Consider the following 21,498-nt stretch of genomic DNA (forward strand, 5'->3'; position numbering starts at 1 on the left):
GTAAACCCGCGAAAGGAACGGCACGGGCTCAACCGAAGCTGGCGAAATGTGCCTGCATGCGCTCGGCATTGGCCTGGCGGCCACTGAACAGTTCGAACGCTTTCACCGCCTGGAACACAGCCATGTTGCTGCCATCCAGGGTCCGGCAGCCCAGTGCCCGTGCGGCGCGCAGCAGCTCGGTTTCCAGCGGGAAATAGATGATCTCCGCCACCCACAGCCGGGCATGCAGCAGCTCGACCGGCAGCGGTGTGCCCGGCAGTTTGGCCATGCCGACCGGCGTGGTGTTGACCAGCCCGTCCGCTTCGGCAATCTCAGCCGCGAGGTCCGTGCCCACAATGGCTCTGCCTGCGCCGAAATGGCCGTTGAGGTTGTCGACCAGCGCCTGGGCACGCGCTGCATCGACTTCGAACAGCACCAGCCGCTCGACCCCTTCGCCCAGTAATGCATGGGCCACTGCCGAGCCAGCACCGCCGGCACCCATCTGCACCACCTGCCGGCGCGCGACGTCGGGCAGGCCGCGGCGCAAGCCCTCGGCGAAGCCCAGGCAGTCGGTGTTATGGCCTACACGCTTGCCGTCCTTGAGGACCACGGTGTTGACCGCACCGATACCCCTGGCCTCATCGGACAGCTCGTCGAGCAGCGGCAGGATCGCCTGCTTGAACGGGTAGGTGATATTGAGCCCGGTGAAGCCTGTGTGCTGGGCCGCTTCGAGCAATTGCGCCAAGGCGCTGTCTTCCAGTTGCAACTGGTCGGCGTCTATCAGGCGGTAGAGGTAGCGTAAGTCCTGCGCATCGCCTTCATGTTCATGCAGGGCAGGGGTGCGCGACAGTTGAATACCACGGCCGATCAGGCCGGCAAGGATGGCCGGCTGAGTCATGCTGCCTGCTCCTGGAGCATTTCGGCGAAGTGCGCCAGAGCCATGCGGTAGCCGTGGCTGCCCAGGCCGCAGATCACACCCACCGCGATCGACGAGACGAACGACAGGTGGCGGAACGGCTCGCGCTTGTGCACGTTGGAGAGGTGCACCTCGATCACTGGCACCTCGCTGGCGACCAGCGCGTCTCGGATGGCCACCGAGGTGTGGGTCCAGGCACCGGGGTTGATCACGATACCGGCGCAGCGACCACGGGCAGCGTGGATCCAGTCGATCAGGTCGCCTTCGTGGTTGGTCTGGCGGAATTCGATTTCCAGGCCGTGGGCCTGCGCGGTGTCTGCGCAGCTCTGAGCCAGGTCAGCAAGGGTTTCACGGCCGTACTGGGCAGGCTCGCGGGTACCCAGCATGTTCAAGTTGGGGCCGTTGAGCACGAGGATAAGGGGCTTCATGGCGGGCATCACTTTGTTGTTGTTGAATGCCCGTATGTTTGTACCACCTGGTTAGTTTCGTCAATTGGGTTGGCTGCCGCATCGTGGAAAGTGGGCGATTATCGGACGCAGACCCCAGCGTTCTTAGCGCGGGTGTGCCCTTTGAAGGCGCCTCTTGTTACGAAAGGGCTGCAAAGGCAGCCCCACCTCTCAAACGGTGCGGGCGGCCTCACGACCCACTTCATCCCCGGCTGTTTCTTCATGCAACGATATTCGCGAGGTTTCTGGCAGCGCCAGCCCACCCACCAGCGCCACCAGTGCGATGACCACCAGGTAGAACGCTGGCGCCAGGCTGCTGCCGGTCTGCCCGATCAGCCAGGTCGCCACCAGCGGTGCGGTGCCGCCAAACAGCGTATAGGCCACGTTGTAGGTAATCGCCGATGCGGTGTAGCGCGTGCGGGTCGGGAAACTCTCCGAGAGCAACGCGGCGGTCACCACACCACTGCACAGTGCGCCCACCGCCAACAGGATGACCCCCACCAGCGCAGCCGTCACCGACCCGGAACTTGCCAGCCAATAAGCCGGGAATACACAGACCATTACCCACAGGCAGGTGAAACCAATGGTCTTGCGCCGCCCGACCCGGTCCGAGAACGCGCCGGCCAGCGGACAACCGATGGCGGCGAACACCAGCGCTACCGTTGTCACCAACAGCGACTGGGCGCGTGTCAGGTTGCCGACCATTTGCAGGTAGGTGGCGAAGTAGGTAGTGAACATGTAGAACGACAACGCTGTAAGCGAGATGAAGGCACCCAGATTGCGGATGGCCCGGCCGTGGTTACGCAACGTGTCCTTGAGCGGCGAATGCTCATGGGTCTTGCCTTGAGCGATGGCCTCGCGAAATGCCGGGGTTTCCTCCATGCGCCAGCGCAGGTAAAGGCCCACCAGGCCCAGCGGCGCCGCCACCAGGAACGGTATGCGCCAGCCCCAGGCCGCCATCGCTTCGGCCGACAGGCTTGCCTCAAGGCCGTAGGCGATCACCGCCGCACAGGCGAAGGCAGAGAAGGTCGACACGGGCACGAAGCTGCCATAGAAGGCCCGCTTGTTTTGCGGTGCGTGCTCCATCAGGTACGCACAGGCACCTGCATACTCACCGCCTGCGGAGAACCCCTGCAGGCAGCGCGCAAGGGTCAGTAGCGCGGGGGCGGCAAGGCCGATGCTGGCGTAGGTCGGCAGCAGGCCGATCAGTGTGGTGGAGCCGGCCATCAGCAGGATGGTCAGTGACAGGATGCGTTTGCGTCCCAGCCGGTCACCCAGCGCCCCGAACACGATCCCGCCCAGTGGCCGCAAGGCGAAGGCCACGGCGAAAACGGCAAAGGTCTTCAGCAAGGCCACGCTGGCATCGCCGCTGGCGAAGAACTGGCTGGCGATGATCGTTGCGAGAAAGCCGTAGACGGCAAAGTCGAACCATTCGACGAAGTTGCCGATGGCCGAGGCGGCGATGACCCGGCGCAGAGTGGCGGGGGATACCTCGTGAGATGCGGACATAGAGAAACGCTCCGGTTTCAAAGGCAGCCTGGCGGATTAGCGAAGCGGTCTGGCCGCTTCGTCGTTGTTGTTGCAGGCAGTAAACCGGCGCGGTAGCGAGGGCGCTTCTTCGAGGGCGACGCCCAGATATCTGTTTTGACCGCGTGCGCCCATTCGTGGCCAAGCCGCGGTCAGCCCGGCAATGAGTGGGTGTTATACCGAAAACACCACCCCGGTACGCGAAGCCGCGTTGCGAATATGCTCCTGCATCGCCTTCTGCGCCGCCGCCTGTGAACGGCGAGCCAGGGCGCGCAGGATCTTGCGGTGCTCCTGCCAGGTTTCCATCGCCCGTTCCGGGCGGATAAAGGGCAGCTTCTGGCTTTCCAGGAATATCTCCTGGCTGGCGGTGATCACCTGCAGCATGGCGTGGTTGCCGCAGGCTTGCAGCAACTGCTGGTGAAAGGCGAAATCCAGCCGTGCGGCGGCTTCGAAGCGGCCCGCGCGCAACTCCTGATGCATCGCCTCTACATTGACTTCCAGGCGATCGATGTCGTCCGCAGTCAGTGCCAGTGCCGCCTGCCCGGCAGCGAAACCTTCCAAGGCGTAACGCAGCTGGAAGGTGTCGCTTGCAGAGACCTGTTCGGCATACGGCCAGGCAAATGCCGAAGGCGCTGGCGCCTGCACGAACACACCCTTGCCCGGCTGCACGCTCACCAACCCCAGAGCGCTGAGGGAGGACAGTGCTTCTCGCAGAGAGGCCCTGCTGACCCCCAACTGCTCGGCAAGGTCGCGCTGCGAGGGCAGGGCATCGCCGGGCTGATAGCCGCCGTCTTCGATCAATTTGCGGATGCCTTGCAGGGCCTGTTCGGGGACGGCGCGGGGTAGGGTGTCGAGCATGCTGTTCAGACCGGTCGGAGGGCGATGACCTTGGCTTTTTACGGCCATTGTCAGGCGCTTGCAAGCATTGCTCCGCGCTGATGCAGGCAAATGCGGCCTTGCACAAAAGCGGGGCGTGACGGCGGCGGGGTAAGCGGGCAGGCAAGCAACTGTTCAGACCAGTAAGACCGTTCAGCTCAGGGCTTGCGCACGTCAAGCCGGTGCCAGCACGGACGTTGGCATGGCCCGTGCACTGGCCAGCCAGCACTCTTTTCCCTGGTTACCTGCGAGGCCACACCATGAAGACATTCCGCACCTTGTTCCTGGCCAGCCTGTTCTGCAGCAGCGCCCTTGTGCTGCCAACCGCCCAGGCTGATGCCCTGGCCGACATCAGCGCCCGTGGCGTGCTCAAGGTGGCAGTGCCCCAGGACTTCCCGCCTTTCGGCTCGGTCGGGCCAGACCTCAAACCCCGTGGCCTGGACATCGACACTGCACAACTGCTGGCAGACAAGCTGGGTGTGAAGCTGGCCCTGACCCCGGTAAACAGCACCAACCGCATACCGTTCCTCACCACAGGCAAGGTCGATCTGGTGATTTCCAGCCTCGGCAAGAACCCGGAGCGTGCGGCAGTGATCGATTTCTCCCGGCCCTATGCGCCGTTCTACCTGGCCGTATTCGGCCCGGCCGAGGTGGACATCGCGGGCATCGACGCCGTCGCTGGCAAGACCATCAGCGTCACCCGTGGCTCGATCGAGGACATGGAACTGAGCGCCGTAGCGCCAAAGGGGGCGGTGATCAAGCGCTTTGAAGACAACAACTCGACCATCGCCGCCTACCTCTCTGGCCAGGTCGAACTGATCGCCAGCGGTAGCGTGGTAATGGCCGCCATTGCCCAGAAGAACCCGGCCAAGGTGCCGGTGGTCAAGGTCAAGCTCAAGGACTCGCCCGTTTATGTGGGCCTGGCCAAGAACGAGCCGGCGCTGCTGGACAAAGTGAACGCCACGCTCGAAGCCGCCAAGGCCGACGGCAGCCTCAACCGCAATGCCGAAAAATGGCTGAAGCAGCCGCTGCCGGCCGACCTCTGAGCTGTACCCGGAGTTTGCCACCATGGCCTATGAATTCGACTTCGCCCCCGTGCTGGCCCAGGCCCCCCTGTTGCTCAAGGGCGCCTGGTTCACCCTGCAGCTGACGGTGGTCGGCACCTTGCTGGGCGTGGCCATCGGCGTGCTCGGCGCGGGGGTTCGCGCCTGGCGTGTGCGCCCCTTCGACATGCTGTTTGGCCTGTACGTGGAACTGATCCGCAACACGCCCTTCATCGTCCAGCTGTTCTTCATCTTCTTCGGCCTGCCGGCGCTGGGCATTCGCCTGAGCGAATGGCAGGCGGCGGTGCTGGCCATGGTGATCAACCTGGGTGCCTACTCCACCGAGATCATCAGGGCGGGCATCCAGGCCATTCCCAAAGGCCAGCTGGAAGCTGCCGCAGCCTTGGCCATGAGCCGCTTCGAGGCGTTTCGCCATGTGGTATTGCAGCCTGCCCTGGCCAAGGTATGGCCGGCACTGACGAGCCAGATCGTGATCGTCATGCTCGGCTCGGCGGTGTGTTCGCAAATCGCCACCGAGGAGCTGTCGTTCGCCGCCAACTTCATCCAGTCGCGCAATTTCCGTGCATTTGAAACCTACCTGCTGACCACCGTGCTGTACCTGATCATGGCCATCGCCTTGCGCCAGTTGCTGGCATGGGTTGGGCAACGTCTGCTGATGGGGAGACGCTGAATGGACTTCACCTTCTGGGACATCCTGCGCAACCTGCTGATCGGCCTGCAGTGGACCTTGCTGTTGTCGCTGGTGGCCTTCTTCTTCGGTGGCCTGGCAGGGCTGCTGGTGCTGGTCGCACGCATTTCTCAATGGCCGTGGCTGCGTGGCCTGGCGCGGGGCTACATCGAGCTGTTTCAGGGCACGCCATTGCTGATGCAACTGTTCATGGTGTTTTTCGGCATTGCCTTGTTCGGCCTGGATGTGTCTGCCTGGATGGCGGCTGCCATCGCCCTGACCCTGTTCACCAGTGCGTTTCTCGCAGAGATCTGGCGCGGCTGCGTTGAGTCCATTCCAAACGGCCAGTGGGAAGCGTCCGGCAGCCTGGCGCTGAGCCGCATGGAGCAGCTGCGCCACGTGATCCTGCCACAGGCGTTGCGCATTGCCGTGGCACCGACCGTGGGCTTTTCGGTGCAGGTGGTCAAAGGCACGGCGGTCACCTCGATCATCGGTTTCACCGAGTTGACCAAGACCGGCGGCATGCTGGCCAACGCCACCTTCGAGCCGTTCATGGTCTACGGCCTGGTTGCGCTGGGCTATTTCATCCTCTGTTACCCGCTCTCGCTGAGCGCCCGTTATCTGGAAAGGAGGCTGCATGCCCCTGCTTAGAGTGTCCGCGCTGCACAAATACTACGGCGACAACCATGTACTCAAAGGCGTTGACCTGAGCATCGAAGAGGGCGAGGTGGTAGCGATCATCGGCCGCAGCGGTTCGGGCAAAAGTACCTTGTTGCGCACGCTCAACGGCCTTGAGTCGATCAGCGATGGCGTGATCGAAGTGGACGGTGAATACCTCGATGCCGGCCGCGCCGACTTGCGCGCGCTGCGCCAGAAAGTGGGCATGGTGTTCCAGCAGTTCAACCTGTTCCCACACCTGAGCGTGGGCGAGAACGTGATGCTCGCGCCGCAGGTGGTGAAGAAGGCCAGCAAGGCCCAGGCGCGCCAGCTGGCTGAGCAGATGCTGGCGCGGGTGGGCCTGGCGGAAAAGTTCGATGCCTACCCCGACCGGCTTTCCGGAGGCCAGCAACAGCGGGTGGCGATCGCGAGGGCGCTGGCCATGTCGCCCAAGGTGCTGCTGTGCGACGAGATCACCTCGGCGCTCGACCCCGAACTGGTCAACGAGGTGTTGGGCGTGGTGCGCCAGCTGGCCAGCGAAGGCATGACCCTGATCATGGTCACCCATGAGATGCGCTTTGCCCGCGAAGTGGGCGATAAACTGGTGTTCATGCACCATGGCAAGGTGCATGAAGTGGGTAACCCGCGTGAAGTGTTCGCTGCACCGAAAACGGCCGAGCTGGCCAATTTCATAGGCTCAGTGGTATCGGCCTGAGCCTGCATCATTGAGTGCAGCTCAGGCGGCCCGCTCCAGCACATCGAGCAGGTCGACGAACTCCATCGCCAGTTTGTGCCGCGGCGCCAGGTGTACCAGCGGTACCGACGCCAGGTGCGACTCTCGCATCTTGATCGAGCTGCTCAAGTACACCGGCAGCACGGGCATGCCCTCGCTGCGCAGTTGGTCAACCAACGTCTTGTGCAACGCGGTGCGGCCGGCGAACTGGTTGACCACGACGCCTTCCACTTGCAGCGCCGGGTTGTGGTCCAGGCGCAGCTCCTCGACCTCGGCCATGACACTGTGCAGCGCCTGGCGCGAGAAGCTGTCGCAGTCGAACGGGATCAACAGGCGCTCAGCCGCCACCAAGGCGCTGAAGGTATAGAAGTTGAGCGCAGGTGGGGTGTCGATGTAGATCCGTTCGTAGTCCTCGTCCAGCTCCAGCAACAGCTTGCGCAGCTTGTTGATCTTGAACTTGCTCTCAAGCTTGCTCTGCAAGTCGCTGAGGTCGGGGCTGGCGGTCACCAGGTGCAGGTTGCGGTAGCGGGTTTCGGTGATGGCCACCCGGTGCTTCTTGCCAGCAGCGGTGACGGGCGACAGCGTCTGGCGAAAAAAGTCGGCGATGCCGGCGGGGATGGCGTCGTTGGTGAGGCCAGTGAGGTAGTAGGTGGCGTTGGCCTGTGGGTCGAGGTCGACCAGCAACGTGCGATAACCCTCCGCGGCACTGGCGGCGGCAAGGTTGCAGGCGATGCTTGACTTGCCCACGCCACCTTTCTGATTGAAAACCACACGACGCATGAGACGCTCATCCATGAAGAAGGGAAATGTCAGGTTGGGGTCAATCCTATGACCAATACACGACAGTTTTATGACAATACTTGTTACATCTGGTCCCGATAACCCGCCCGTGGGGGATCTGCTCAGCCGCCACTACCTGACCCGCCACTACCACCACCACTACCGCCGCTATCACTTCCCGAGCCCGAAGCCCCACCGGAGCCCCCTGATCCGTTGCTGCCCGAGCCCTTGGTAGTTCCGTCTCCCCCGGTATTGTCAGTGTCATTGCTACCCGTTCCGCTGCCGGTGGCATCGGCAGGCACGCCCGACCCCGTTGCGCCACTCTTGTCGCCTGCCGTCGTGCCGGAGCCGGCGGGCGAGTTAGCGTTGTCGTTCATGTCGGTCGCCGCCAGGGCGACGGGTGTGCCGGCGCCCAGGCAAAGGGCGAGCAACAGCGCATGATGAGTCATCCGCTTCATGGTGATCTCCTTGTGGATTGATTACCCAATCTTCGGCTGGTTGGCGGGCTGCAAGGTGCCGTGCAACCGACGGATGGCCGCCATCAACGCCCGCCAGCTTCGCTGCACACCTGATTTCGCCCTCCGCGCTTGGCCCGGTACAACGCGCTATCCGCCTGGCTGAGCGCTGCACCCGGCTCGCGATCCTGCTCGGCGTGCCAGTGCGCCACCCCCAGTGAGATGGTCACAGCGCCTACCGGTTCTATCGCGGTGTCCTGCACCATCACGCGCAGTCGCTGCGCCACCGTTGTCGCGACTACCAGGCCGGCCCCCGGCAGCAGCATCAGGAACTCCTCCCCACCGGTCCGGCACAGCAGGTCACCTTCACGGCAACAGCCGCGCATGATTGCGGCCAGGCGCTGTAGTACCTGGTCCCCGACATCATGCCCATGCCCATCGTTGATCCGTTTGAAGTGGTCGATATCCAGCACGATGACCGAAAACGCGCGGCCTTCGGCCTCCAGCAGCGACAGCTTGAACTCCAGGCTGCGGCGGTTGCCCAGGCCGGTCAGCGGATCGGTCTGGGCATCGCGGTTGAGCCGGCCGATGCGCTCTTGCAAGAGGTTCAGGCCGAACAGCATGGCCCGCTTTAGTTCCGCAGCCTCGAAGTACCAGGCATGTACCCTGTGCAGCCGTTCGGCGTTGCCGGTGCGGTCCATGGTGCGGGCGCCGGCGGCCAGTTGCCAAAGTGGCCTGGCGATGGTCAACGCCAGCCACCACAGCAGCAGGCTGCCCACCAGTGCCAGGGGGGCCGAGATGCCCATGACAGTGAGAATCAGATGACTCAACGGCGCCACCGTTTGCGCCAGCGGTTGTTGCGCCACCACGCCCCAACCGGTACTGGGCACTGTGGCGAAGCCCGCCAGCATGGCTACCCCTTGGCTATTGATGACCTGCCGCGTGCCGTACTGCAGTTCGGTCAGCTGGTCGATCAGGGTATTGCCTTCGACCACGCTGCCTACCCGTTCGGCATTGGGGTGATAGAGCAGGCGGCGGTTGCGATCGACCACATAGAGGTAGGAGCCGTCCTTGTAGAAATGCTCGCCCAGCAGGCTGTTGAGTATGTTGCGTTCGCGCAGGTACAGGCTGCCGCCGACATAGCCCAGGTAGCGGCCGTTGGCATCGAAGATCGGCTGCGACAGCGCCACCACCAGGTTGTTGGCCGCCGACAGGTAGGGCGTCGACACCAGGGGCCGGCGCTCGCGCAATGCCTCTTCAGTACCGGGCGTCTGTACCTTGCGGCCAAGGTAATGGCGCAGCGCAGCGGGTGAAATCGCCCTCACGATACCTTCGGCATCGACCACGAAGGTGGAGTTGAAGGCCATGCTCTGGCGCAGCAACCGTGTGGTTTCTGCTTCCAGCGCAGCGCCGTCGGCCAGTTGCCGCCCCTGCACACTGGCGCTGAATGACAGCTGTTGCAAGGCAGTGGCGATGAAGGTTTCGGTGATTGCCGCCAGCTTCGCCGCATATACCCGGTTGGCCTCCAGGGCGTTATCGATCAGCAACTGGCGCTGCACCCGGTAGCTGGCGAAGTAGCTGGCACAGAGCATCACCAGGGCTGTGAGTGTGCAAAGGCTGAGGATCAGCGTGCGCAAGTCCAGGCGCAGTCCATGCTTGGCGTGTGGCAATCCAGACCTCACTGACGCAAAAGAAATAACCTTACTCGTTATGGGCTTGCACCGCTACGGGAGGGATGTGGGGCTGTCGCAATCGTTCAGGAACCGGCGTTTTCCAATGCGTCCAGCTCGTCCTGCACCCGTTGCAGGCGCTGCGCTGCGAGTGCCTGGGCCTTTTCATCGCGTGCTGTCTCGCGCATCAGCCGGGTAAGTTTCGCGCTCAGTTGCTGGCCGTCCTCGGTCTGCTCCAAGGCCTTGGCCTTTGCCGGGTCCCGAGTCACCTCGACGATAGTGGCGAACTCGGCGTCGCTGAAGTTCTTTTCGCTGTAGAGCTTGAACAGGTCCTGGCGCTGATCCTCGACCGTGAGGTGCTTGCGCAGCACGCTGCGGATTGTTTCTTCGTCGAGTTGCGGGTGGCTGCGGGTCAGCAGCAACGCCATGCGGTCGATGTTGTGCTCATAGGCCTCCTGCAAGGGCAGGCTGGCCACGATCTGCTCTTCTCGAGTCGGTTTCTGGTCGCAGGCGGTGAGGGCAGCGGCGAACAGCAGGGGCAGCAACAACTTGCAGAGGCGGGGCATGGGCTGGCCTTGGGCGCGTTTCAGGCCGGGGATTATAGCGAGGTCGGGCCGACCATGCATTGCGCCGTCCGATGCTGTAGGGTAGAAACACGTTCCCCAGGCCATCGCTTCAACCCCATGCCCGACTGGACCTTGCAATCACCCGGCCGTGACGCCATCGATGAAGTCGTTGCCTTCGTCGACAGTGCCCGACGCGAGCTGTTCCCCATGCTCGCCCATTCGCCTTTGCCCAAAGACCTGGCCCATTTCGAGGCGACTTACCTGGATGGCGACGGGCACTTTCTGGAAGCCCGTGATCGTGGCACGTTGATCGCAGTCATTGGCTACCTGCCCTATGACCATCGCTTCCACCAGCTCGACTACCACGGCAAACGCGTCGTCGAAATCGTGCGCCTGTTCGTGCTCCCCGAATACCGGCGCAACGGCCTGGCCGCGGCATTGTTCCAGGCCTTGCGTGAGCACGCCGTCGAGGCAGGCGTTGAGTGTCTGTACCTGCACACCCATCCGTTTCTGGCAGGGGCGATCCGGTTCTGGGAGCGGCAGGGCTTCACGGTGATCAACGTAGAGGATGACCCGGTGTGGCGGACTACGCACATGGAGCAGTACCAGGTCATTTAGGAACTTTCCTGCTTTGCAGTGACGAGGGTGGATACCCGCAACGCCAAGGGCCTCATCAAACCGGCGCACAAGGAGGATGAAACCACTCAGAGCCCGCCCGACAACGGCCACTCCACGGCCAGGCGGATCTGGTTGCCGTCCAGTTCCGCCTGCGCCGTATCCCCGCGGTGCACATTGTGCCTCAGTGAAAACGCCGTGCCCTTGGCCTTGCCACTCTGTACCACATACCGCGCCTCAAGGTCCCTCTCCCAGTGTTTGCCACCCTTGCCATAGCCCAGGTACGCATACCCGCCGTGGGGGTCCACGTGCGTGCCATCGATATCGAACCCGCGCACATACAGCGCCGTCAGGTTCAACCCCGGCACCCCATAAGCGCCCATGTTCAGGTCATAGCGCGCTTGCCAGGACTTTTCGTTGGGTGCGTTGAAGTCAGACATCTGCACGGCGTTGGCAATATAGATTGCACCGCGGGTCACGTAGTCGAACGGCGTGTTGCCATCCACCTGCTGCCAGCCCAGGCTGAAAGCATGGGGGCCTTGGCTATAGCGCGAGACCAGGCTCCAGGTGGTGTTGTCGATGCGCCCGGACAGCGCTTTGCCGGTGTCGGTGGTGCGGTACAGGTTGAGGTCCAGGCTCAGGCTGCGCCGGTCATCCAGTGCATGGGTGAGGGTGCTGCCCAGGTAGTGCTGGTTCCAGGTGTCTTCATAGCGGGAGGTGTACAGGCTGGCGCTCAAGGCAGCGCTGGGGTTCCACACCGCACCGGCGAGGTCGAAGCTGTTGCCCTGGCGGGCGTTGGAGTAGTTCACCACGAAGCCCTGGTCATGGCTTGAAGCATTGCGGTCGGTGCTTTCGTTGAAGTGCCCGGCAACCAGCTTGACCTTGTCGATTTCATTGCTGGTGAGGAAAAAACCGGTGGCGGTTTCGGGTAGCAAACGGCTGTCGGAAGAGCTGAATACCGGCGTTTTCACTCGCTGCTCACCATAGGAAAGCACTGTGTCGGACAGGCGAAGCTTCAGAGCGGCACCGCCGCGGCTGTATTCGTTTTTAGGGTGGCCATCGTTGTCCACACCGAGTAGGCGAGCCTTGCCGGTTCGACCTCCACCGCTGTCGAGTTGTACGCCAAGGTAGGCATGGGCATCGACGCCAACACCGATCAGGCCCTGGGTAAAACCGGACTGGAATGTACCCATCAAACCGTAGGCCCATTCCTCGGCCAGGCCATTGCGTTCACTGCGGGGTTTGTAGGCATTGCGGGCGGCACTGTTGCGCCCGCCATGCTTGTAGTCACGCTGGTCGTAGACCGTGCGGTTGAGGATGCTCCAGCTGCTGTCTTCGACCAAGCCGTTGCTCTGCGACTGTGCGGATTCAGCCAGCGCCAAGGGCGCCAGGCCCAGCAGTGGCAGGGCCAGAAGCAAACGGTTCATTGGCCGGCCTCCAACTGCTGCAGTTGGGCTGCCAGGCGCGTACGTGCCCGCGCAGGCAAATCCGCTGGCAATTCGGTCAAGCCGGTATCGCCCACCTGGATCAGCATCACCATACCCATGGCCAGGTGTGGGATGCACTGGACGCCGTACACCCCTGGCACCGTAAAGGTCTGCTCGAAGGGCTGGTTCAGCTTGCTCTTGAAAGCCTCGGCGCCTACCGGCAGCAACCTGGGCAGGCTGGCCGCGTTGTGGCCGCTCTGGGTCGGCACGAAACGTACCGTATCACCCGGTGCGATACGCAGGTGGTCGGGCTCGTAGACCATGGCACCGGCCGCGCCGCGGGTGAGCATCTTCACTTCGTGCACGTCGGCCAGCGCAGCGTGAGGTAGCAGAGCGTTGGCGAGCAGCAGGACGGTAGTGCGCAACAGCATGCGGGAGCTTCCTGGTTCAGGGGGCGCGAAAGCGCAGGATGCGCGCGCCGTCGAAGGGGTCGGTGAGGTAGTGGGCATGTACGCCGAAGGTGCTCAGCAAACGCTCGGGGGTCAGTACCTCCAGCGGCTTGCCGAGGGCCACCAGACGGCCGTGTTCGAGCACCGCCACGCGGTCGCAGGTCAGCGCCTGGTTCAGGTCGTGCAGGGCCACCAGGGTGGTTACCGGCAGCGCCTGTACCTGTTGCAATAGGCTCAGCTGGTGCTGGATGTCGAGGTGGTTGGTCGGCTCATCGAGCAGCAATACCTGCGGGCGCTGGGCAAGAGCGCGGGCAATGTGTACGCGCTGGCGTTCGCCACCGGACAGCGAGCTCCAGATGCGCGTGCGCAGGTGCGAGGCATCGAGGTCGGCCAGGGCCTGCTCGACGACCGCGCGATCCTCCTGGGAAAACGGCGCCAGGGCGGACAACCAAGGGGTACGCCCTAGCGCCACGGCGTCGAACACGCTGATGGCGTCGAGGGTGTCGGCCTGTTGCTCGACCAGCGCCAGGGCCTGGGCGATGCGCCTGCGCGGCAGGCGCGCAAGCGGCTCGCCGAGCAATTGCACGCTGCCGCTATGCGGCGTGCGCAGCCCGGCCAGCAGTTTGAGCAGGGAGGATTTGCCGGAGCCATTCGGGCCAACGATACCAAGGGTTTCACCTGCGGCGATCGTCAGGTTGATATCGCGCAGCACGGGGGTGCCCGACAGTTGCAAACCCAAGCCCTGGCAGGCGAGCGGGGCGACCTTTGGGGGTGTCATGGCCGTCATGCGCGCCCCCTGCGGCTGACCAGGATCAACGCAAACACAGGTGCGCCGATCAGCGCTGTGACCACGCCCACTGGAATCACCTGGCCGGGGATCAGCGTGCGTGAAAGCATGTCCGCAGCGATCAGGAACAGCGCACCGCCCAGGGCGCTGGCCGGCAGCAGGCGGCTGTGGCCTGGGCCGAGCATCAGGCGCAGGGCATGCGGGATGACCAGCCCGACAAAACCGATGGCGCCGACGATGGACACCATCACCGCCGTCACCAGCGCCGCGCAACTGATCAGCAGCAACTGGCTGCGCCGCACTGCAATGCCCAGCGACGCCGCCGAATCGGTACCGAAGGTGAAAGCGTCCAGTGTGCGCCGGTGCCACAGGCACACCACCAGCCCGAACAGCGCCACCGGCAGCGCCAGCCATACTGACGGCCAGCGCACGCCACTGAGGTTGCCCAGCAGCCAGAACAGGATGCCGCGAGCCTGTTCGGCCGTGGCCGATTTGGTGATCAGAAACGCCGTCAGGGCGTTGAACAGTTGCGAGCCGGCAATCCCTGCTAGGATCACTTGGGCATTGTTGTTGCTCGGGCCGGCTGCGCGGGCCAGCACCAGGACCAGGGCGAAGGCCGCGATGGCGCCGACGAAGGCGCCGCCCGACATGCTCAGGGCAACGCTGCCCAGGCCCAGCAGGCCCACCAGCACGGCGCCGGTCGAAGCCCCGGCCGACAGGCCCAGCAAATAGGGTTCGGCCAGCGGGTTGCGCAGCAGCGCCTGCAGGATCACCCCACAGGTCGCCAGCCCTGCGCCACAGGCTGCGGCGACCAGCGTGCGGGTCAGGCGGTAGTTCCAGACGATACCGGCGTCGATCGGGTCGACCGGGTAACCGGCCTGCCACAGGTGGTTGGCCAGTACCTGGTACACCACGCTGGGTGACACGGTGGTCTCGCCAATGGCGGTGCCGGCAAGCAGCGCGCCGAGCAGGGCAACCAGGGCCAGGGCGCAGCAGGGCAGCTTACGGTTCATCACGGCGCCGCTTTACCGCTGGCGAAGGCTGCCGACAGGGTCTGCAGGCCCCGGAACAGGCGGATACCGGCCTGCATGGCATCGGCGTCGAGGATGATGATGCGGTTGTTCTTCACGGCATCCATGTGCTGGGTTACCGGGTCGCTGCGCAGGAATTCGAGCTTCTTCTGGTAGTCGTCGGCCGGAAAGCGGCGGCGATCCATGCGGGCGATGATCAGCCACGTAGGGTTGGCCTTGGCGATGGTTTCCCAGCCCACCGTGGGCCACTCTTCGGTGGACTCGACCACGTTGCGTACACCCAGGGTGCGCAGCATGAAGTCCGCCACGCCCTGGCGGCCCGCAACGTAGGGGTCGATGTCGAGGTCGGCGCTGGAGAACCAGAACAGTGCCGAAGTCTGGCTCAGGTCTTTGCCGGCCAGTTGTTGCCTGGCGCTGTCCAGGCGCGCCTTGAGGTCGCTGTTCAGTGCCGCGCCGCGGTCCTGGACGTCGAAGATTTCCGCCAGCTGGCTGACGCTCTTGTAGATGCTCTGGACCTGAAACGCCTGTAGTCGCGTGCCATCGGCCCCCACCAGGTTGTCCTTGCCTTCGCAGTCCGAGGGCAGCAGATAGGTGGGGACCTTCAGTTCGTTGAACTGCTCACGGGTCGCGACCACGCCCTGGGCGCCGACCATCCACTCGAACTGCACCGCCACCAACTCTGGTCGCTTGCCCACCACTGCTTCGAAGCTCGGGTCGTTGTCGGCCAGGCGCGGCACCTTGTCGTTCTGCGCCTTGTATTCGGGCAAGACGTTGTTGAACCACAGCGATGTGCCGGCCAGTTTGTCGCCCAACCCCAGCGCGTAGAGGATTTCGGTGCCGGCCTGGCCGATGGTGACTGCGCGCTCGGGGGCGTGGGTGAAGGTCTGCGGCATGCCGCAGTTGTCCACGGTCAGCGGGTAGTGCGTGGCGGCGGCCTGGGCAGCGCCGGTGAGGCTCAAGCCGGCGAGCAGGGTGGCGAAACGGGACAGCATGCGGGGCGATCTCCTATCGGACAGTTCACGGAAGGAACGCACGGACAGGCATCGCCGCGCCCCTGCAGGCGACAGGGGCAACTCTGATGGCCAATCCCGGACACCCCGCCGGTTGGTGAATGTAAGCCGGCAGGTCTCCTGACTGGTGCGTCATCACCCGGCTCCGGCCTTCCCGGATCGGCTGATCCAGTGGCATCGATGGAGCGGGCTCGGCACCTACAGTTGCGGGGGCAGTTCCGTTTGGCGCGCCTGGGCGGCCTGGGATTCCCTATTATTTCCGTGGTGGAAACCGGCGGCCCGCATGGTAGACCATCAGGCAGCCGGTGAAAACGCTAAATCAGAAGTACTTGAGCCAGGTGATGTCGCGTCGGCGCGCCTTTAGCCTGGCGAACCAGCGCACCGGCAGGTACAGCGCCATGGCCAGCAGCACAGCACCCAGCCACACCGCGCCAATGCCGTCAAAACCGAAGTAGTCGCCGTGATTGCGGCCGAACAGGGCGACGCTGGCCAGGTACATCAGTTTCAACACGTACAGGTGCAGCAGATAGAAGAACATCGGTGCCGCGCCAAACACCGCCAGGGCACCGATCCAGCGGGCTTGCCCTGCGCGCTCAAAGGCGCGCAGCAACAGCAGGCCGCAGCCCAGGGTCAGGGCCAGGAACAACAACGAAGGCGGGTATTTGGTGATGTTGAAGAAACTCATCACGGTCTGGGTAAGCGTCGGGTAGCCGCTCCACGGCGCTTCGCCGTAGCCATTGAGCATGCGCAGCGCCATGAAGCCGAGCAGGGCGATGACCCCTGCCAGCAGCAGGCGGTACTGACGCTGGCCGGTATCGCTGCCACGGGCGAACCAAGGGCCCAGGCCATAGCCCAAGGCAATGACGCCGATCCACGGCAGTACCGGGTAGGAGGTGCGCAGGCGCAGGCTTTCAGAGAGCTCCAGCCAGCCACGGTCATGCAGGATCGCCCACGGCACATGCATCGCCGACTCAGCGCCAAAGTGCAGGCTGTCGAGCAGGTTGTGCCCGGCGATGATCACTGCGCCCAGCACAACCAGCGCCGGGCGCGGCAGCCATACCAGCAGCGACAGGGCGATCATGCTGACGCCGATTGCCCAGATCACCTGCAGGTAGATGACACTGGGCGGCAGCTGGAAGGTCCAGGCGAAATTCACCAGGGTGAACTCCAGCACCACCAGGAACAGGCCGCGCTTGAACAGGAACGCCGAGACATCGCTGCGGCCCTGATACTTCTCGCCGTACAGCCACGCTGACAGGCCAGTGAGCAGTACGAACACTGGTGCACATAGGTGGGCCAGGGTGCGGCTGAAGAACAGGGACGGGTCGGTGGCGTCGATGCTCATCGGGTCGCTGACCTGGCGGTGCAGGAAAAATGTCTCGCGGACGTGGTCGAGCAGCATGAACAGGATCACCAGGCCGCGCAGGGCATCGATGCTCTGCAGGCGCTGGGTGAGCTGGGTGGGGGTGGCGGCGGCACTTGTCATGGAGGGGTCGCAGGCAGGAATGGATGTCAAATGAAACGTTATCTTATAACTATTTCATTTGTGCCGGGTAGTGGTTTTTGCAGTGGCGGTTCAGCCGTCATCGCCGGCAAGCCAGCTCCTACTGGGTTTGCGCTGAGCTCGAGAGCAGCGGGGTCCCTGTGTGGCCGGCTTGCCGGCGATGAGGCCAATACAGTCAGCTCAAATCAGAAGCTGTAAGCCACCGTCGCCAAGTGCGACTGCGGCACGCAGTCGCCTCCAGGTACAAACACCACGGGCTTGAGAGGGCAGCGCCGGACTTGTCGTGGCCCCCGACGCACCGGCTCCCGTTTCACCCCGCGCGCGGCGGCGCAGGATGCCTGAAACTGGCGCGCGTATGACTATTGGGCGGGATGCGCGTCAACCATTTACCTGCTGCTGCTGCTCAGTGCGCGCCGGCCGACTTGCTCAGGTCGCTTTGCGCCCATTCGGTGTAGATGCAGGCATCTGCAACCGCCCAGCGGACCTTCACGGTGTCTCCGGGCTGCATGGACATACCCGCAGCCGACAGTGCTTTCACGGTCAGTTCAGTACCGCCCGGGGTCATTACATGGCAGGTCTGGCTTTCGCCGAGGAACAGCACTTCGCCAACCTTGGCAAGCACTTCGTTCCAGCCCGCTGGCAACGGCTCGCGTGCAGCCTGGTCGGCGGTGAGTGCCAGGGCCTTTTCCGGGCGTACCATGATCAGCGCATCTTGGCCTGCCGCCAGGCCAGGCGTCAGGCGGATCGCCACTGGCTGGCCTTCGAAACTGCCGGCACCGTTGCTGCTGGCCGTGATGCGCAGGAAGTTGGAGTTGCCCAGGAACGAGGCGACAAAGGCGTTGGGCGGGTTCTGGTAGAGGTCATAGCCGGTGCCCAGGCCGACGATCTTGCCGTGGCTGAAGATGGCGATGCGCTGGGACAGGCGCATGGCTTCTTCCTGGTCGTGGGTGACGTAGACGATGGTGATGCCCAGCCGGCGGTGCAGCTGGCGCAGTTCATCCTGCAGGTCTTCGCGCAGTTTCTTGTCCAGCGCGCCGAGTGGCTCGTCCATCAGCAGGATGCGTGGTTCGTACACCAGGGCGCGGGCAATCGCCACACGCTGTTGCTGGCCGCCCGACATCTGCGAGGGTTTGCGGTGGGCGAACGCCTCCAGTTGTACCAGCTTGAGCATGGCGTCGACCCGCTTCTTGGTTTCTGCCGCGCCGAGCTTGCGGATGGCCAAGGGGAAGGCGATGTTGTCACGCACATTCAGGTGCGGGAACAGCGAGTAACGCTGGAACACCATGCCGATGTCGCGCTTGTGCGGTGGCACATTCACCAGCGACTGGCCCTCGACCAGAATCTCGCCGCTGCTGGGCGTCTCGAACCCGGCCAGCATCGACAGGGTGGTGGACTTGCCCGAGCCGCTGGAGCCGAGGAAGGTGAGAAACTCGCCGTCCTGGATTTCCAGGTCGAGGTTATCCACGGCGGTGAAGTCACCGTAATGCTTGTTCAGGCCGCGCAGGCTGACCAGGGTCTTGTTGTGCGCGTTGTCTTTGATCACTGCACTCATTGTTGTTTTCTCCGGGCGCTCAGGCGTTCGTTTCGGTGCGCCGGCGCAAGGCGGCGGCAATGACCATGACCATCAGCGACAGGCCGATCAGCAGCGTCGAGGCGACGGCGATCACCGGGCTCAGGTCCTGGCGCAGGGTGGTCCACATCTTCACGGGCAAGGTTTGCAGGTCGGGGCTGGCCATCATCACGCTCAGTACCACCTCGTCCCACGAAACCAGGAAGGCAAACAGGCCGCCGGCGATCATCCCCGGGCGAATGGCCGGGAAGGTCACCTTGAAGATCGCCTGCAGGCGCGAGGCACCGCAGATCACCGCGGCATCCTCGATCGACTGGTCGAACAGCTTGAGCGAGTTGATGATCGAAATGATGGTGAAGGGCAGGGCGACGATCACGTGGCTGACCACGAAGGCGAACAGCGTGCCGGTATAGCCGAGCTTCAGAAACAGTGCATACACCGCCACTGCAATGATCACCAACGGCACGATCATCGGCATGGTGAACAGCCCATAGAGCATTTCGCGGCCGGGGAAGCGGCCACGCACCAGGGCGAATGCAGTAGGCAGGCCCAGCAGCACGGCGGCGATGGTGGTCAGCACGGCGACCTTGAAGCTGGCCAGGGCGGCGTCCATCCACTCCGGGTTGGCGAAGAACTGCGCATACCACTTGAAGGTCCAGCCTGGTGGCGGGAAGACCAGCCACTGCGATGAGCCGAACGACAGCAGGATGATGAACACTACCGGCAGCAGCAGGAAGGCCGCAATCACGCCGGTGGTCAGGTACAGGCCCGTGCGCAGCGGGCGCCCCATGGCATTGGGAGACAGAAGCATGGCGGTTTACCTCGCGTTGCCGACCGGTGATTCCGGTTGCAGCTTCAGGTACAGGTAGAAGAGCACCAGGGTGATGACCACCAGCAGTGCGGCGGCAGCGCTGGCCAGGCCCCAGTTAAGGAACGATTGCACCTGCTGGATGATGAATTCGGGCAGCATCATGTTTTGCGCGCCACCAAGCAGGGCCGGGGTGACGTAGTAGCCCAGCGACATGACGAACACCATCAGCGCACCGGAGAACAGCCCCGAGCGGCACAGTGGCAGGAACACCTTCCAGAAGTTGGTCCAGGGGCTTGCGCCGCAGATGGAGCCGGCCTGCAGGACCATCGGGTCGATGGCGTGCATGGTCGCCTGCAGCGGCAGCACGATGAACGGGATCATGATGTAGCTCATGCCGATCACCACGCCGGTCAGGTTGTGCACCATTTCCAGCGGGGCATCGATGATGCCCAGCGCCATCAACGCCTTGTTGATCACCCCCGAGCCCTGCAGCAGCACCAGCCACGAATAGGTACGCGCCAGCAGGCTGGTCCACATCGACAACAGCACGATGTTCAGCAACCAGCGGCCCCAGCCGTTGGGCACCAGGGTGATTGCCCAGGCCAGCGGGAAGCCCAGCAACACGCTGATCAGGGTGACGACGCCGGCCACCGAAAAGGTGTTGAACAGTACCCGCGCATACGCCGAGTTGGCGAACAGCTGCTCGTAGTTGCCCAGCCCCGGCACCGGCTCCAACACGCCGCGCAGCAACAGGCCGATCAGCGGGGCGAAGAAGAACAGGCCAAGGAACAGCAGGGCGGGCAACAGGTTGCGGCTGCCCTTCCAGCGCTGGCCGAGGCTCATGCGGCGTGGGGCCGTCCCCGGAGCGCCGGTGCCCGTGGGGGCACCTTGCGCGTTTTGCAGGGCATTGATGGCGACTTTCATTTCACCAACCACTCATTCCAGCGCGCGGCGATGGCCTGGCCGTTCTTGGCCCAGTAGGCGAAGTCCAGGGTGACCTGGTCCTGGGCGTAGGCGGTCGGCAGGTTCTGCGCGAGGTCTTTGTCGAGTTTGGCCACGCTGTCCAGGTTCACCGGCGCGTAGGCGGTCTTGTTGGCGAACTCGGCCTGGCCTTCGGCGCTGCTGGCCTGGGCCAGGAACTTCATGGCCGCGTCCTTGTTCTTGGCGCCCTTGGGGATGACCAGGAAATCGGCCATGACCAGGTTCTGCTTCCAGCTCACGCCCACCGGCGCTCCATCTTGCTGCAGGGCGTAGACGCGGCCGTTCCAGAACTGGCCGAGCGAGGCTTCACCGGAGGCCAGCAGCTGCTGCGACTGGGCACCACCGCCCCACCAGACGATGTCTTTCTTGATGGTGTCGAGTTTCTTGAAGGCGCGGTCCAGGTCCAGCGGGTAGAGCTTGTCGGCTGGCACGCCGTCGGCCAGCAGGGCCAGTTCCAGTACGCCGGGGCTCGGCCACTTGTACAGGGCGCGTTTGCCGGGGTAGGTCTTGGTGTCGAACAGCGCGGTCCAGTCCACCGGCTTGTTGGCGCCGAGCTTGCCTTCGTTGTAGCCGAGCACGAACGAGAAGAAGAACGAACCGACGCCATGGTCGGAGACGAAGCGTGGGTCGATCTTGTCGCGCGCGATGGTGTTGAAATCGAGGGGTTCGAGCAGGCCTTCGCTGGCGGCCCGCAGGGCAAAGTCGGCTTCCACGTCGACCACGTCCCACTGCACGTTGCCGCTCTCGACCATGGCCTTGAGCTTGCCGTAGTCGGTCGGGCCGTCCTGCACCACTTTGATGTTGGTCGATTTGCTGAAAGGTACGGCCCATGCTTCTTTCTGGGCGTCCTGGGTGGTACCGCCCCAGCTGACGAAGTTGAGGCTGTCGGCGGCCTGGGTGGCCTGACATGCCAGGGTCAGCAGGCTGGCGGACAGCACTGCGGTTACACGTTTGCTCAACAGCATGGTTACGCCCTC

23 protein-coding genes and 1 riboswitch are annotated in these 21,498 nt (G+C 63.8%); of the genes, 5 read left to right on the forward strand and 18 right to left on the reverse strand.

Annotated elements, in window-relative coordinates:
- Window positions 1-28: 28 nt before the first annotated feature.
- From NGJ21_RS14115 to NGJ21_RS14130, 4 genes are all read right to left on the reverse strand, one after another.
- Entirely contained in the window at window positions 29-877 is an 849-nt protein-coding gene (locus NGJ21_RS14115) for a shikimate dehydrogenase (protein ID WP_115275280.1), read from the reverse strand.
- Window positions 874-1,323 (reverse strand): type II 3-dehydroquinate dehydratase, encoded by a 450-nt coding sequence (gene aroQ / locus NGJ21_RS14120; protein ID WP_115275279.1) that lies wholly within the window; start codon window positions 1,321-1,323, stop codon window positions 874-876. Before aroQ ends, NGJ21_RS14115 begins: the two co-directional genes overlap by 4 nt.
- 189 nt (window positions 1,324-1,512) lie before the next feature.
- Entirely contained in the window at window positions 1,513-2,850 is a 1,338-nt protein-coding gene (locus tag NGJ21_RS14125) for an MFS transporter (RefSeq protein WP_174141658.1), read from the reverse strand.
- A gap of 192 nt (window positions 2,851-3,042) precedes the next feature.
- Entirely contained in the window at window positions 3,043-3,726 is a 684-nt protein-coding gene (locus NGJ21_RS14130) for a FadR/GntR family transcriptional regulator (RefSeq protein ID WP_046787355.1), read from the reverse strand.
- Between the two features lie 278 nt (window positions 3,727-4,004).
- Here NGJ21_RS14130 and NGJ21_RS14135 point away from each other — a divergent pair, with 278 nt between their 5' ends.
- The 4 genes from NGJ21_RS14135 to NGJ21_RS14150 are packed head-to-tail and all read left to right on the forward strand — an operon-like array spanning window position 4,005 to window position 6,847.
- Window positions 4,005-4,790: a transporter substrate-binding domain-containing protein gene (locus tag NGJ21_RS14135; protein WP_046787215.1), complete on the forward strand. Its 786-nt coding sequence runs from the start codon at window positions 4,005-4,007 to the stop codon at window positions 4,788-4,790.
- Between the two features lie 22 nt (window positions 4,791-4,812).
- Window positions 4,813-5,478: an amino acid ABC transporter permease gene (locus tag NGJ21_RS14140; RefSeq protein ID WP_161872067.1), complete on the forward strand. Its 666-nt coding sequence runs from the start codon at window positions 4,813-4,815 to the stop codon at window positions 5,476-5,478.
- Entirely contained in the window at window positions 5,479-6,126 is a 648-nt protein-coding gene (locus NGJ21_RS14145; protein ID WP_046787213.1) for an amino acid ABC transporter permease, read from the forward strand. It abuts the gene before it with no gap.
- Window positions 6,113-6,847 (forward strand): amino acid ABC transporter ATP-binding protein, encoded by a 735-nt coding sequence (locus NGJ21_RS14150; protein WP_115275277.1) that lies wholly within the window; start codon window positions 6,113-6,115, stop codon window positions 6,845-6,847. The genes NGJ21_RS14145 and NGJ21_RS14150 overlap by 14 nt, the downstream gene beginning before the upstream one ends.
- Before the next feature lie 21 nt (window positions 6,848-6,868).
- Here the strand turns inward: NGJ21_RS14150 and NGJ21_RS14155 are convergent, their stop codons facing one another.
- The 4 genes from NGJ21_RS14155 to NGJ21_RS14170 all read right to left on the reverse strand — a co-directional run bounded on the left by NGJ21_RS14155 (window position 6,869) and on the right by NGJ21_RS14170 (window position 10,336).
- The gene (locus tag NGJ21_RS14155) at window positions 6,869-7,645 is read right to left on the reverse strand and encodes a ParA family protein (RefSeq protein WP_251962222.1); all 777 of its coding nucleotides are present in this window, start codon (window positions 7,643-7,645) and stop codon (window positions 6,869-6,871) included.
- 122 nt (window positions 7,646-7,767) lie between these two features.
- On the reverse strand, window positions 7,768-8,094 hold the full coding sequence (locus NGJ21_RS14160) for a hypothetical protein (protein ID WP_251962223.1): 327 nt from the start codon (window positions 8,092-8,094) through the stop codon (window positions 7,768-7,770).
- A 92-nt stretch (window positions 8,095-8,186) separates the two neighbouring features.
- Entirely contained in the window at window positions 8,187-9,770 is a 1,584-nt protein-coding gene (locus NGJ21_RS14165) for a sensor domain-containing diguanylate cyclase (RefSeq protein ID WP_251962224.1), read from the reverse strand.
- A gap of 86 nt (window positions 9,771-9,856) precedes the next feature.
- Complete coding sequence (locus tag NGJ21_RS14170) at window positions 9,857-10,336, reverse strand: hypothetical protein (RefSeq protein ID WP_115275274.1); 480 nt, start codon at window positions 10,334-10,336, stop codon at window positions 9,857-9,859.
- Between the two features lie 117 nt (window positions 10,337-10,453).
- Here NGJ21_RS14170 and NGJ21_RS14175 point away from each other — a divergent pair, with 117 nt between their 5' ends.
- Window positions 10,454-10,954 (forward strand): GNAT family N-acetyltransferase, encoded by a 501-nt coding sequence (locus tag NGJ21_RS14175; RefSeq protein ID WP_115275273.1) that lies wholly within the window; start codon window positions 10,454-10,456, stop codon window positions 10,952-10,954.
- Between the two features lie 86 nt (window positions 10,955-11,040).
- Here the strand turns inward: NGJ21_RS14175 and NGJ21_RS14180 are convergent, their stop codons facing one another.
- From NGJ21_RS14180 to NGJ21_RS14225, 10 genes are all read right to left on the reverse strand, one after another.
- Entirely contained in the window at window positions 11,041-12,378 is a 1,338-nt protein-coding gene (locus NGJ21_RS14180; protein ID WP_251962225.1) for an OprD family porin, read from the reverse strand.
- A complete protein-coding gene (locus NGJ21_RS14185) occupies window positions 12,375-12,809 on the reverse strand; it encodes a pseudoazurin (protein WP_115275271.1) in 435 nt (144 codons plus the stop codon). Before NGJ21_RS14185 ends, NGJ21_RS14180 begins: the two co-directional genes overlap by 4 nt.
- Before the next feature lie 16 nt (window positions 12,810-12,825).
- Window positions 12,826-13,614: an ABC transporter ATP-binding protein gene (locus NGJ21_RS14190; RefSeq protein WP_119688668.1), complete on the reverse strand. Its 789-nt coding sequence runs from the start codon at window positions 13,612-13,614 to the stop codon at window positions 12,826-12,828.
- The gene (locus NGJ21_RS14195; RefSeq protein WP_251962226.1) at window positions 13,611-14,627 is read right to left on the reverse strand and encodes a FecCD family ABC transporter permease; all 1,017 of its coding nucleotides are present in this window, start codon (window positions 14,625-14,627) and stop codon (window positions 13,611-13,613) included. The genes NGJ21_RS14190 and NGJ21_RS14195 overlap by 4 nt, the downstream gene beginning before the upstream one ends.
- Window positions 14,627-15,637: an ABC transporter substrate-binding protein gene (locus NGJ21_RS14200; RefSeq protein WP_115275268.1), complete on the reverse strand. Its 1,011-nt coding sequence runs from the start codon at window positions 15,635-15,637 to the stop codon at window positions 14,627-14,629. Before NGJ21_RS14200 ends, NGJ21_RS14195 begins: the two co-directional genes overlap by 1 nt.
- Before the next feature lie 111 nt (window positions 15,638-15,748).
- Window positions 15,749-15,946, reverse strand: a riboswitch (cobalamin riboswitch).
- Window positions 15,947-15,974: 28 nt separating this feature from the next.
- Entirely contained in the window at window positions 15,975-17,141 is a 1,167-nt protein-coding gene (locus NGJ21_RS14205) for an acetyltransferase domain-containing protein (protein ID WP_251962227.1), read from the reverse strand.
- Between the two features lie 421 nt (window positions 17,142-17,562).
- The gene (locus tag NGJ21_RS14210) at window positions 17,563-18,711 is read right to left on the reverse strand and encodes an ABC transporter ATP-binding protein (protein WP_115275266.1); all 1,149 of its coding nucleotides are present in this window, start codon (window positions 18,709-18,711) and stop codon (window positions 17,563-17,565) included.
- Window positions 18,712-18,730: 19 nt separating this feature from the next.
- The gene (locus NGJ21_RS14215) at window positions 18,731-19,540 is read right to left on the reverse strand and encodes an ABC transporter permease (protein ID WP_046787199.1); all 810 of its coding nucleotides are present in this window, start codon (window positions 19,538-19,540) and stop codon (window positions 18,731-18,733) included.
- 6 nt (window positions 19,541-19,546) lie between these two features.
- Entirely contained in the window at window positions 19,547-20,464 is a 918-nt protein-coding gene (locus tag NGJ21_RS14220) for an ABC transporter permease (RefSeq protein ID WP_115275265.1), read from the reverse strand.
- Window positions 20,461-21,486 (reverse strand): polyamine ABC transporter substrate-binding protein, encoded by a 1,026-nt coding sequence (locus NGJ21_RS14225; RefSeq protein ID WP_046787197.1) that lies wholly within the window; start codon window positions 21,484-21,486, stop codon window positions 20,461-20,463. Before NGJ21_RS14225 ends, NGJ21_RS14220 begins: the two co-directional genes overlap by 4 nt.
- Window positions 21,487-21,498 lie beyond the last annotated feature (12 nt).

The organism is Pseudomonas sp. Marseille-Q5299, from assembly GCF_943737035.1.
Lineage (GTDB): Bacteria > Pseudomonadota > Gammaproteobacteria > Pseudomonadales > Pseudomonadaceae > Aquipseudomonas > Aquipseudomonas putida_E.